Source organism: Armatimonas sp. (assembly GCF_043757465.1).
Taxonomy (GTDB): domain Bacteria; phylum Armatimonadota; class Armatimonadia; order Armatimonadales; family Armatimonadaceae; genus Armatimonas.
The window spans coordinates 23,693-35,318 of the sequence record NZ_JAYVPL010000007.1 but is presented as its reverse complement, the minus strand read 5'-3'; the positions used below and the strand labels follow the sequence as shown (position 1 = coordinate 35,318).

Genomic DNA, 11,626 nt, shown 5'->3' with positions numbered 1-11,626 from the left:
CTGCGTCATCCCGCGCGGATACAGCCTGTTGTTGGCACCACCAGCCCGGAGCGTGTCAAGCAGGTGGCGCTTGCCTCAGGGGTCGCACTGACACGACCGCAGTGGTACGAGATCTACCGGGCCGCTGGCAACACGCTCCCCTAAGTGTCTTTGTGCTCTGGTGCCGGAGGCTGTTTTTCTGGTGCCGGAGGCTGTTTCAAGGTGAGGTACGCCAGGATTGATGCCGCGAGCATCAGGCCCGCTGCGGTGTAGAGACCGGGCCAGAACGCGCCACCGTGACGGGCTTTCAGGTTGCCCATCACGAAGGGGCCGATGAATCCTCCCAGGTTTCCCACGGAGTTGATGAAGGCGAGTCCGCCTGCTGCGGCCCCTGCGCCCAGCAGGTTGGTCGTCACCGCCCAGTACGAACCCGCGGCGATCCGCTCACCCAGTGCCGTTATCGAGAGCGCCACAATTACGCCCGAAGCCGTGGGCATGAAGACGCAGAGCAAAAAGCCCAGACTGGCAATGGAGTACCCGACAACAACATGCAGGCGGCGGCGGCCGGTTCTGTCGGAGTGGTGCGATGCCAGCAGCATAGAGATCGCTCCTACAATCGCAGGGATCACCCCGATGGTTGCCACAAAAGAATCCGTCCAGAGACCGCCACTGCGTGCCTTGAGAAGCTGTGGCCCGAAAAATCCGATTGCGTTCCCGGCAGTCGCGGTCAGGATGAAGATCAGGCACAGGTGAAGGACGCGCGGATCGGTGAGCGCTTTGCGCCAGCTTAGGTGCGGAACGCGGTGCTGGGTCTGGGTATCGTGCTCCAGCTGATTGGCGAGCCACTGTTTTTCCGGCTCGGTCAGCCAGGGGGCTTTTTGGGGAGTGTCGGGCAGAAAGCGCAGAACTGCCAGGCTCAGCAGAATGGACGGAATCCCCTCGATCAAGAAAAGCCACTGCCAGCCTGCCAGCCCATGCCAGCCGTGGAGTTTGAGCAGCAAGCCACCCAGCGGCCCGCCGAAAAGCCCCAGGATCGCTGTCAATGCGAGAAAACGAGAGATCACCCGTGCCCGAAGCGCAGCGGGAACCCAGTAAGTCAGATACAGCAAGACCCCCGGATAGAATCCGGCTTCCGCTAGCCCCAAGAGAAATCGCAGGGAGTAGAAACTGACGGGAGTGTGGACAAACATCATGCTAGCGGAGATCAGCCCCCAGGTCACCATGATGCGCGCGATCCACTTACGTGCCCCCACACGCTCCATAATCAGGTTCGATGGCACCTCGAAAAGAAAGTAGCCGATAAAGAAAATGCCTGCTCCCAACCCGTAGACTTTATCGCTGAAGGCAAGGTCTTTCTGCATGGTGAGGGCGGCAATACTGACATTGCCTCTGTCCAGTAGACAGAAAACATAGAGAATCGCCAGGAAGGGGATCAGGCGTGTCATCATCTTTGCGACGACCGTGCGCTCCAGCGCCTTGGACTCCTCCGAATTCGAGTCAAACATGATGGTTTTTATTCCTCTTCTCAAACCATGCGGTGAAGTCAGTGCGCATCGCATCGGTCCAGCTGCCATCTACCTGGCCCGAGGTGTACTTGCCCTCTCGAATGCGCTGCTGCCCCCACTCGTCCTCGTAGCGAATCTTCTCCGAGCGCTCCACCACTTCCTGCACTAAATGCGGCGGGATAAAGACCACTCCGGAGCACGATCCCAGCACGACATCGCCCGGCAGAACCGTCGCCTCCCCGATCCGAATCGCTCCGTTCATGCTGTTCAGGGTCACATCGGCAATTCCAGAGGCGTCTACGCCCCGTGCAAAAATGGCAATATCAGGAATCTCCTGAAGGCGTGCCAGATCGCGGATGCCCCCATGGATCACCATGCCGGTCTTGGAGCGGTTGGCGATTGCCGTTCCCAGATTATCCCCTGCAAACGTTCCCTCTTTCACCTTGCCAAAGAGATCCACGACGATCACATCGTCTTCGGTCAGCGTGTCAATCACAAAGGAGTTGTGTAGCCCTATCCGCCCCTGCTCCGTTCCCCACTCCTGAACCACCGCGTGCAGATCGGGGCGGGTGTGCACGTACGCCGCCGTGACTGCCCGCCCAACCAGCACGCGATCTGGGTGGATATTGAGCCAGTTACCCTCGTACTGGTACTTGTAGCCGTGGCCCTTTAGCACGCCCCAGGCCTCCTCGACCGTGACGGCTTTCATGCGCCGCAATAGATCATCTGGCACGCGCGGACGGCCATCCGGGAACCGCTCGAACGGGTTCAGTCGGGTTAAGTGCACGATATCGTCATAACGATTCAGCCACATTGCTTGTTTTCCTCTTAGCTCCAGAGCCGGTCCGCGGAGGTCTCGTCGTCCCACTCAGGCGTCGGCTCAAAGTAGCGCTCGTCTAGTAGGTGCTGGATCGCGACCTCGTCTTTGAGCGTGATGCCCAGCCCGGGCGCGTCGGGCACCTTGATAAATCCGTTCTCGACAATCGGCTTGCTGATGCCCTCCACCAGATCGTCCCACCAGGGAACGTCTACGGAGTGGTTCTCCAGCACCAGAAAGTTCTCCGTTGCCGCCGCGCAGTGGACATTGGCCATACACGAAACGGGCGTTCCGGCAAAGTGCATCGCCATCGGCACCCCAAACTCCTGCGCCGCATCCCCGATCTTCTTGGTCTCCAGAATCCCCCCGGAGGTCGCGAGATCCGGGTGGATGATGTCCACGGCACTACGGCGGCAGAGCTCGATAAATCCCTCTTTGAGATAGATGTCCTCGCCCGTGCAGGTCGGAAGCTGCACCGTGTCGGTGATGCGTTTCCAGAGATCGGTGTACTGCCAGGGAATGAGATCCTCCAGCCACGCCAACTGAAACGGCTCCAGTGCACGGCCTAGTCGGATGCAGGAGTTCACCCCGACATGCCCGAAGTGATCCGCCGCAAGGGGGATCTCCCAACCGATCAGCCGCCGCACCTCGGTTATGTACTCCACGCACTGCGCGATTCCCGCGTCGCTGATCTCCATTCCGGTGAACATGTGCTGCGTGTTAGACACGTCCTTCAGGGTCAGGTGTGGCGGGAGGGGCGGGCTCCCGTAGAGAGTTTCAAGCGTTCCCTTTGCTCGGTTTCCCCGGATGAAATCCATCTTCAGGAACGTGAATCCCTGGTCCATCCGCCGCTTCAGGCGCTGCGCGGTCACCGCCGGGTCGGGGTCGAGATCCGTGTCGGCATAGACACGGATTTTATCGCGGAACTTGCCCCCGAGTAGCTGGTAGACCGGGACACCGTAGTGCTTCCCCACAATATCCCAGAGCGCCATCTCAACCGCGCAGACTCCACCGGCCTGCCGGGCATGGTGCCCAAACTGCTTGAGCTTGCGAAAGAGGCGGTCTACGTCCAGGGGGTTCTCCCCCAGGAGGCGGCTCTTGAGCATCAGGGCGTAGGTTTTACTCGCACCGTCGCGCACCTCGCCCAGGCCATACAGCCCCTCTTGATTGGTGTCTATACGGATCAAAGGACAGGTCATCGGTGCCTTGGTGATAACCGCGACTCGCAGATCCGTAATCTTCAGTGATTTCATTATTTCTCTCCGAACTATTCCGCCAGCCGCGCCGCCTTTTCCTCCTCACGCCCCTTAAGTTAGCGTGTTATGGGGGAGTGTGTTAGCGTGTTATGGGGGAGTGGCTTGCCCCTGAAGGACGAAAACACGATGCCCACGGATGCCATCGCGCTGGTCGGCAAAGAGCGGATGTAGTGTGTCGGTGAGGGTGAGCGTGGGGCGCAGGCTGAGGCTGCGTAGCTGGAGCAGGGCGGGTAGGCCGCGCATATCGAGCATGTTGGGGAGCGCATTGCTGAGGATCGCTTCAAACGGCGCCGCACTGCCCTGGTCTTCGTCGCGCCAGAGCTTCACAATACTCGCAAAGTCCGCCTTGCTTACCTCCGCCCAGCACCCAATGGCGAAGTTCTGGTCGCGGTCATGGACAACGAAGGGCAGCACGCAGCGGACGAAGTGGCGCTTGGCATCCAGAACGCAGAGGTCCTCATTGGCCTTGACCCGGTAGCTCCACGCTGTTTTAGGCACCCGCGCCACCTCGTCGGGCCAGCGGAAGATCGGCTCCAGTAGCTCCATCGGGTGCCACTGCCCACAGTCTGCACACTTCTGCATTCCCGTGTGATCGCTCATGCTCTCAGTATAGCAAATCTTGCGCCCAGAGGCTCTTTAGGTGGGATAAAATAGACCATGTCTGCACTATCCGCGGAGCCCACCTTCTTACCTCTCCAGGTCGAGCGGGGAACCCAGCGTCTTCTCTGGACCCGCACCGCAATCCGCCGCCTGACAGCCAGTGGCCTGCTGGATGCGGAGCGCTATGAGCTGTTTGAGGGAGATTTGACTGAAAAAATGAAGAACCGTCGTCACACGATCACCCTCCGCCGCGTCCGCCAAGCACTTTTGGCATTTTTTGCGGAGGAGTATCTCCAGGCAGAGGCTCCCGTCGAGGTCGCTCCGGAAGACAATGAGACCAGCGCTCCGGAGCCTGATCTTGTCGTGTTGACTCGCCCCGACGAAGACTTTCTGGATACGAACCCCGGTCCCGCAGACATCGCTCTGCTCATCGAAGTGGCCGACTCCACGCTTCGCCGTGACCTGGGCTCCAAAGCACGTCGCTACGCCGCCGCCCGGATTCGGGAGTACTGGGTCGTGGATGTTGAGAACCGTAAGCTTCATGTCCACCGTGAGCCACAAACCGACGGCTGGGCAAGCATCACCGTGCTCGACGAAACGGAAGTCGCCAGCCTTCTTGCTGCTCCCCATGCAAACATTCCCCTTGCAGAACTCTTCCCAGCACAGTAAAACCATTGGAGCAAACCCCGTCTTTCTGGACTCACTGATCGCTGATAATGACAGAGCAAACTATCGAAGAAGAGCTGATCGCAAAACTGGGCGATCTGAAGTACACCTACCGCGACGACATTCACGACCGCGCCGCGCTGGAAAACAACTTCCGCAAGCACTTTGAGGAGCTCAACCGTGTCCGACTGACGGATAGCGAGTTTACTCGTCTGCTGGAGCAGCTCGTCACGGCTGATGTCTTTGCCGCTGCTCGCACTCTACGCGAGATCAACAGCTTCGTTCGCGATGACGACACGCCCCTCAACTACACTCTGGTCAATATCAAGGATTGGTGCAAAAACACCTTCGAGGTGGTCAATCAGTTCCGCATGAACACGGCCAATAGCCACCACCGCTACGATGTGCTTCTCTTGATCAACGGTGTTCCCCTAGTGCAGATCGAGCTGAAGAACCTGCAAATTAGCCCGCGCCGTGCGATGCAGCAGATTGTGGACTACAAGAGCGATCCGGGCAACGGCTACACCCGCACTTTGTTGTGCTTCCTGCAACTGTTTATTGTCAGCAACAAAACGGATACCTGGTACTTTGCCAACAACAACGACCGACATTTTCGGTTCAATGCTCAGGAGCAGTTTCTCCCGCTCTACCAGTTCGCCGCCGAGGACAATTCAAAGATCACCCATCTGGACGACTTCGCGGAGGCGTTTCTCTCCAAGTGCACTCTGAGTGAGATGATCAGCCGGTACATGGTGCTGGTCGCCAGTGAGCAGAAGCTGATGGTGATGCGCCCCTACCAAATCTACGCCGTCAAGGCGATTGTGGAGTGCATTGGGCAAAATAGCGGCAATGGCTATATCTGGCACACGACGGGTAGCGGCAAGACACTCACGTCGTTTAAGGCATCCACACTCCTCAAAGACAACCCGGAGATTAAGAAGTGCCTCTTTGTGGTGGATCGGAAAGACCTGGACCGGCAGACACGCGAGGAGTTCAATAAGTTCCAGGCGGGGTGCGTGGAGGAGAACACGAATACCGAGTCGCTGGTACGACGGCTGCTCTCCGACGATACCGCCGATAAGGTGATTGTGACGACGATCCAGAAGCTGGGGCTGGCGCTGGATGACAAGAACACCTACAAAACACGCCTGGAGCCTCTCCGTGATACGCGGGTGGTCTTGATCTTCGATGAGTGCCACCGCTCGCAGTTCGGGGAGAACCACAAGGCCATTAAGGAGTTCTTCCCCAAAGCGCAGCTCTTCGGCTTTACAGGGACTCCGATCTTTGAGGAGAACGCACGCTCTACCCAGGTTCAGGGCCAGCAAGCCTTCTACAAGACCACCGAGGACATCTTTCAGCAGCAGCTCCATGCCTACACGATCACCCACGCTATCGAGGATCGGAATGTCCTGAAGTTTCACATCGACTACTACAAGCCCGAAGGCGCAAACCAGCCCAAGCCCGGCGAGGGGATTGCGAAGCGTAAGGTGGTGGAGACGGTTCTGGCAAAGCACGATGCTGCGACCAATGGGCGTAAGTTCAATGCGATCCTGGCAACGGCTTCGATCAACGATGCTATCGAGTACCACGCGCTCTTTAAGACCCTTCAAGCACAGAAGCAGACCGCCGACCCGAACTTTGTGCCGCTGAATATCGCCTGCGTCTTCTCGCCGCCCGCTGAGGGCAACCGGGATGTCCAGCAGATTCAGGAAGACTTGCCGCAGGAGAAGGCGGATAACGCGGTCGAGCCGGAGAAGAAGAAAGCGGCACTGAAGGCGATCCTCGCGGACTACAACACGCGCTTTGGCACGAACCACAGTCTCAATGAGTTCGATCTGTACTATCAAGACGTGCAGAAGCGTATCAAGGACCAACAGTACCCGAACTCCGACCTTCCCCACACGCAGAAAATTGATGTGACAATCGTGGTGGATATGCTACTGACGGGCTTTGACTCGAAGTACCTGAACACGCTCTACGTGGATAAAAACCTGAAGTTCCACGGGCTGATTCAGGCGCTCTCCCGCACGAACCGAGTGCTCAACGATACGAAGCCCTACGGCAATATCCTGGACTTCCGCCAGCAACAAGACGCGGTGGATGCCGCCATTGAGCTGTTCTCCGGGGCGAACAAAACGCGCGCCAAGGAAATCTGGCTGGTGGATAAAGCGCCCGTGGTGATCGCGAACCTCACCCTGGCAGTCAAGCGGCTGGATGCCTATCTGTTCTCCCAAGGGCTGGAGTTTGCCCCGGAGCAGGTGGCGAACCTGAAGGGCGATGCGGCGAAAGCGCAGTTTATCAACCTGTTCAAGGAGATTCAGCGCCTCAAGACGCAGCTCGATCAGTACACCGATCTGACCGAGGAGAATGCGGCCACTATCGCGGCGGTACTCCCTCCCGATACCTTGCAGGCGTTCCGTGGCGTCTACTTGGACTTGGCGCAGCGGCTGAAGGCACAGCAAGAGAAGGCCGAGAAAGCGGACAAGCCCCCCGAGGACGACACTGCCGGACAACTGGATTTTGAGTTCGTGCTGTTTGCGTCGGCGGTGATTGACTACGACTACATCATGGGCCTGCTCGCTCGCTTCTCGCAGCAGACAGCGGATACGGTAGAACTCTCGCCCGCGCAGCTTATCGGCCTGATCGAGGCGGATGCGAAGTTTATGGACGAGCGCGAGGTGATCGTGGCCTATATCCGAACGCTGGAGCAGGGCACGCCGCTGGACGAGAAGGCGATTCGGGCGGGCTACGAGCGGTTCAAAGCGGAGCGCAACGATACAGAGCTGGCCCAGATCGCCGAAACGTATGGGCTGGAGTTCGCGCCGCTGAAGGGGTTTGTGGAGATGATCCTGCGCCGGATGATCTTCGATGGCGAGCAGCTCACGGAGCTTCTGGTGCCGCTGGCGCTGGGGTGGAAAGCCCGGACGAAAAAGGAGCTGGCGCTGGTGGAGGAGCTAGGGCCGTTTCTGCGGAGACTGGCGCAAGGTCGGGAGATTTCGGGGCTGAGTGCGTATGAAGAGTAAGAGGAACGGGGCGGCAAAACTCTCAGCAGTGCTGAGAGAATTACAGCCCCCGCATAGACCATCGTTCAGGCAGCTAGGTACTTGGTGCCTCAATCATCACGAGTTTTTTTCATGAATCGCCAATCCGCCCACTGAAAGTAGGCGTCTTGAGTGGCTTCGTTCCTCAGCCGCAAAGCCCGTGCCGGGCTGGGGAGTTTTGGAGCCCGGCACGGGCTTTGCGGCGCTTGCGCCACTGAAGACGCCGGTTTTTAACCGGCGGCAGACGATTCGTGAAAAAGGCTCATCACAAGAACCTATTCCGCCAGAAGTTCTTGCCAGGACTCGACTTCCATGAGCCGATCCATCCAGGCGTGGAGCCGCCCCAGCGAGGCACGGTCCAAGATGCCACGGATCGAACTGTCAGGAGCACCCAGACGGCGCACACCGAACCGAAGAAGTGTCTCCCGTGCTTCTTCTGTGCGCCCTTTCGCTTCCCCGTCCGCTAAAATTTTCTGATAGGTACTTGATTCTCTCATCTGTGCCACTACCTTTCCCAAAAGCGCCTCGGACTCACCGGCATCAAACCGCAAGCCCGAGAGTAAATAGGTGCTCGCCCAGAGCTCCTCGCTCTCCCGCTCCGATGCTTCTGCCCGAACCCGCTCCTCCATTTGCTCAACAACTGCCTCGGCGCTCGTCCCACTCAGATTTGACAGAAGCGCCAAAGGCAAGGTCGCCAGCCCACCGGCTAGAATCGTCTGCGCCGCGAGCTGCCAGAGCCGTACCACCCCGTATTCAAAGTGCAGGTAGACAGAGCTGTCGGGGCGCATCAGCTCCAGCACTCCCGTCAGGCGCGGGCTATCGGCATCGGGGCGCAGCAAGATCACGTAGCTCAGAGTCGCCCGACGCGTCTTCATCACCGCGATTCCGTTGTAGCGCAGAAGCCGCTCGGGAACCGCCGCGCCATCGTGCCCACTCTGGAATTCGATATGTGCGACGTAGGGCCGCGCCGCTTCGACCTCGATAAGCCGATCCGCTTCGGTGGAGACGGTCGCCAGGTCGGAGTCTATCACCTGGCAGTGGGTGAAAGGCAGACCGAGAAACCGAAGCCAGTCTTCCGGCCCAAAGTCCACCAGAACCTTGGTGGTCGCATCAAACGGAGTCGCCATTTACAGCCCCTATTGTACCGCCCCTCCACAAGCGACGCAGGGCGCTCTGTCATCCTGCCGCCGCCGGTCTGGTACAATCGGACGCGTGGAGCAAGAAGAGCCTATCGGCAAAATCACAGGGAGTTTCGTCTGGATGTGCGTCGCTGGTGGAGGAGCTAGGGCCGTTTCTGCGAAGGCGGGCGCAAGGTCGGGAGATTTCGGGGCTGAGTGCGTATGAGGAGTAAGGGGAACGGGGCGATGGTGGAGGAAGTGGAAGAACAGGGAGTAACGCCCAAACTACGTTTTCCTGAGTTCCAGGGGGCGAGTAAGTGGAAGGTAAAGCCCTTGGACGACATTTGTAACTTTCTCAATAATCGAAGAAAACCAATTTCTAGCAGTGATAGAGAACGTGGGGTTTATCGCTATTATGGGGCTAGCGGAATAGTTGATTACGTGAAAGATTTCATCTTCAATGAGAGATTATTACTGATTGGTGAAGATGGTGCTAAATGGGGCGGATTTGAGAAAACAGCATTTATTGTTGAAGGAAAATACTGGGTAAACAATCACGCTCATGTTATTAAAACACAAGGAATTAATGATTCTCTCCTTGAAAATTACATAAATATGCTTGATCTCGGACCTTATGTAACAGGTGCAGCTCCACCAAAATTAACATTGGGAAAACTAAAAACAGTACCAGTCCCAGTTCCTGAATCAACAAAAGAACAGCAAAAAATCGCCGATTGTCTTTCTTCCCTCGACGAACTAATCACCGCACAAACCCAAAAGCTCAACGCGCTCAAGACGCATAAAAAAGGGTTGATGCAGCAGCTATTCCCGGCAGAGGGCGAGACGGTGCCAAAACTGCGCTTTCCTGAGTTTCGGGAGGCGGGGGAGTGGGATTTTCAGCCTTTGGGGGTGCTTGCTGAAAACCTAGATAACCGGAGAATTCCTGTGACCGGAGGCGACAGAGTTCGAGGGAAGATTCCGTACTATGGAGCATCCGGGATTGTTGATTATGTCAATAATTTTATTTTTGATGAAGATTTACTTTGTATTTCAGAAGATGGTGCCAATTTAGTTGCGAGAACATCACCCATTGCATTTTCAATCTCAGGAAAGACATGGGTAAACAATCATGCTCATGTCTTAAGATTTAAGAATAGCGCAACTCAAAAGCTAGTTGAGGACTATCTGAACTCCGTGTCCCTAGAGGATTTTCTAACTGGAATGGCACAGCCAAAGCTAAATAAAGCGATGCTTGATGCTATCCCCATTCCCATGCCCGAAAAAGATCAAGAACAAGAAAAAATCGCCAATTGTTTGTTTTCCATTGACGAAAAAATTACCGCACAAGTGCAAAAAATTCAATCGCTGAAGACTCATAAAAAAGGGTTGATGCAGCAGCTTTTTCCGGTTTTGGACGAGGTTTTACCTCCCCCCACGGCGACAGCGCCGTGACCCCCTCCGGCTCTCGGTCGTTCCTCCCTGCGAAGGGGGACAGGGGGATACTAACCCCTTCGCGGAGCCGGAGGGGTCGGCGAGCCTAAGAACCTATCCTTAAATAGTTTGGTATGATGAATGCTAGGAGAATAATATCAATGTCACGCGCACTGCAATCCTGGCAAGTATCAGAGGCTTTCTGGCAGGTCGCTGAGCCACTCCTCCCAAAACCAACACGAGACCCCAACAAACAATACAAACGAAAACCGGGCGCAGGACGAAAACCTATGGAGCCTAAACGAGTCCTACAAGCTATCTTTTTCGTCCTCAGAACCGGCATCCAGTGGAAAGCACTACCCAAAGAAGTGGAAAGCACTACCCAAAGAAATGGGAAGTGGCAGTGCCGTGCATAAGTACTTCCAAGACTGGCAAGAGGCAGGATTCTTCCTGGAATTGTTCCGAGCAGGGCTACTGGAGTATGAGGAATGCAGAGGCATTGACTGGCAATGGCAAAGCATTGACGGCTGTAAAGTAGAATCCCCCTTGGGTGTGGACGCGGTGGGTCCCAATCCGGTGGATCGGGGAAAAAAATGGGTCAGCCCGTCACACCCTCTGCGACGGACGGGGCGTGCCTCTGAGTGTAGTGATAGCGGCTGCCAACCGCAATGATGTGACGCAGTTGGCGGCAGTGCTTGAAGGCAAGGTAGTCTGCCAAACTCTTGTGCCGGGTCGTGGTTGGATTGTGGAGAATCTGTGTGCAGACAGTGGATACATGGGCAAGGAAGCGGAGGCTTTGATGCGTGGTGCGGGTTATATTCCTCATGTGGTGCCTCGCGGTGAGGAGAGGAAATTGAAAGATGCTGCCTGGGCTGCTCAGAAGGAATCTGGCACGGTTGCTGAGGGTTATCGTGCTCGTCGTTGGGTTGTTGAGGTCTCGCACAGTTGGTTTAACTTGTTTCGTAAGTTGACGATTCGCTACGAGAAGAAGGCCAAGAACTGGTTGGCGCTGCATCATTTAGCGGCTTGTGTGATTGCGCTCCGGAAAATTACGCTTCCCGATGGCACTAATTTTATTTACGGATAAGTTCTAAGCGAGCCGGGGGAGGCAATTCTCCCACCACGACAGCCACACCACAACCATGAACCAACAAAACGCCAAAATGGGAACGCACTGCGTTCCGAATTGAACAGAACCTCATTGTCCCCCCGT

At 56.6% G+C, this 11,626-nt stretch carries 8 protein-coding genes and 2 pseudogenes; 5 read left to right on the top strand and 5 right to left on the bottom strand.

Annotation, left to right across the window (positions count from 1 at the left end; all coding sequences use genetic code 11):
- Positions 1-144: pseudogene (locus tag ACH2ED_RS00990) on the top strand (aldo/keto reductase family oxidoreductase); the annotation flags it as partial.
- Here ACH2ED_RS00990 and ACH2ED_RS00985 read toward each other — a convergent pair.
- The 4 genes from ACH2ED_RS00985 to ACH2ED_RS00970 all read right to left on the bottom strand — a co-directional run bounded on the left by ACH2ED_RS00985 (position 141) and on the right by ACH2ED_RS00970 (position 4,157).
- Positions 141-1,484 carry an MFS transporter gene (locus ACH2ED_RS00985; RefSeq protein WP_395088325.1) on the bottom strand — a complete coding sequence of 448 codons (1,344 nt, stop codon included), beginning with the start codon at positions 1,482-1,484 and terminating at the stop codon, positions 141-143. The pseudogene ACH2ED_RS00990 and the gene ACH2ED_RS00985 sit on opposite strands and share 4 nt — an antisense overlap.
- Complete coding sequence (locus ACH2ED_RS00980; RefSeq protein ID WP_395088324.1) at positions 1,477-2,298, bottom strand: RraA family protein; 822 nt, start codon at positions 2,296-2,298, stop codon at positions 1,477-1,479. Before ACH2ED_RS00980 ends, ACH2ED_RS00985 begins: the two co-directional genes overlap by 8 nt.
- Positions 2,299-2,312: 14 nt before the next feature.
- On the bottom strand, positions 2,313-3,554 hold the full coding sequence (locus ACH2ED_RS00975) for a mandelate racemase/muconate lactonizing enzyme family protein (RefSeq protein ID WP_395088322.1): 1,242 nt from the start codon (positions 3,552-3,554) through the stop codon (positions 2,313-2,315).
- A gap of 90 nt (positions 3,555-3,644) precedes the next feature.
- Positions 3,645-4,157: a DUF2199 domain-containing protein gene (locus tag ACH2ED_RS00970; protein WP_395088320.1), complete on the bottom strand. Its 513-nt coding sequence runs from the start codon at positions 4,155-4,157 to the stop codon at positions 3,645-3,647.
- Between the two features lie 57 nt (positions 4,158-4,214).
- Here ACH2ED_RS00970 and ACH2ED_RS00965 point away from each other — a divergent pair, with 57 nt between their 5' ends.
- Positions 4,215-4,826 carry a Uma2 family endonuclease gene (locus tag ACH2ED_RS00965; protein ID WP_395088318.1) on the top strand — a complete coding sequence of 204 codons (612 nt, stop codon included), beginning with the start codon at positions 4,215-4,217 and terminating at the stop codon, positions 4,824-4,826.
- A 47-nt stretch (positions 4,827-4,873) separates the two neighbouring features.
- Positions 4,874-7,846, top strand: a complete 2,973-nt coding sequence (locus ACH2ED_RS00960; protein WP_395088316.1) for a type I restriction endonuclease subunit R — start codon at positions 4,874-4,876, stop codon at positions 7,844-7,846.
- Between the two features lie 293 nt (positions 7,847-8,139).
- Here ACH2ED_RS00960 and ACH2ED_RS00955 read toward each other — a convergent pair whose 3' ends face one another.
- Positions 8,140-8,991: a hypothetical protein gene (locus tag ACH2ED_RS00955; protein WP_395088314.1), complete on the bottom strand. Its 852-nt coding sequence runs from the start codon at positions 8,989-8,991 to the stop codon at positions 8,140-8,142.
- Between the two features lie 237 nt (positions 8,992-9,228).
- Between ACH2ED_RS00955 and ACH2ED_RS00950 the strand changes: the two genes are divergently transcribed.
- Both ACH2ED_RS00950 and ACH2ED_RS00945 read left to right on the top strand, forming a co-directional pair.
- Positions 9,229-10,434, top strand: coding sequence for a restriction endonuclease subunit S (locus ACH2ED_RS00950; protein WP_395088312.1), 1,206 nt, complete (start codon positions 9,229-9,231; stop codon positions 10,432-10,434).
- A gap of 140 nt (positions 10,435-10,574) precedes the next feature.
- Positions 10,575-11,500 (top strand): annotated as a pseudogene (locus ACH2ED_RS00945) (IS5 family transposase).
- Positions 11,501-11,626 lie beyond the last annotated feature (126 nt).

Excerpts from the sequence above, each read along its gene's own strand:
- ACH2ED_RS00960 (WP_395088316.1), top strand. The coding sequence starts at position 4,874 with ATGACAGAGCAAACTATCGAAGAAGAGCTGATCGCAAAACTGGGCGAT.
- ACH2ED_RS00950 (WP_395088312.1), top strand. The coding sequence starts at position 9,229 with ATGGTGGAGGAAGTGGAAGAACAGGGAGTAACGCCCAAACTACGTTTT.
- ACH2ED_RS00975 (WP_395088322.1), bottom strand. The coding sequence starts at position 3,554 with ATGAAATCACTGAAGATTACGGATCTGCGAGTCGCGGTTATCACCAAG.
- ACH2ED_RS00955 (WP_395088314.1), bottom strand. The coding sequence starts at position 8,991 with ATGGCGACTCCGTTTGATGCGACCACCAAGGTTCTGGTGGACTTTGGG.
- ACH2ED_RS00970 (WP_395088320.1), bottom strand. The coding sequence starts at position 4,157 with ATGAGCGATCACACGGGAATGCAGAAGTGTGCAGACTGTGGGCAGTGG.
- ACH2ED_RS00980 (WP_395088324.1), bottom strand. The coding sequence starts at position 2,298 with ATGTGGCTGAATCGTTATGACGATATCGTGCACTTAACCCGACTGAAC.
- ACH2ED_RS00965 (WP_395088318.1), top strand. The coding sequence starts at position 4,215 with ATGTCTGCACTATCCGCGGAGCCCACCTTCTTACCTCTCCAGGTCGAG.
- ACH2ED_RS00985 (WP_395088325.1), bottom strand. The coding sequence starts at position 1,484 with ATGTTTGACTCGAATTCGGAGGAGTCCAAGGCGCTGGAGCGCACGGTC.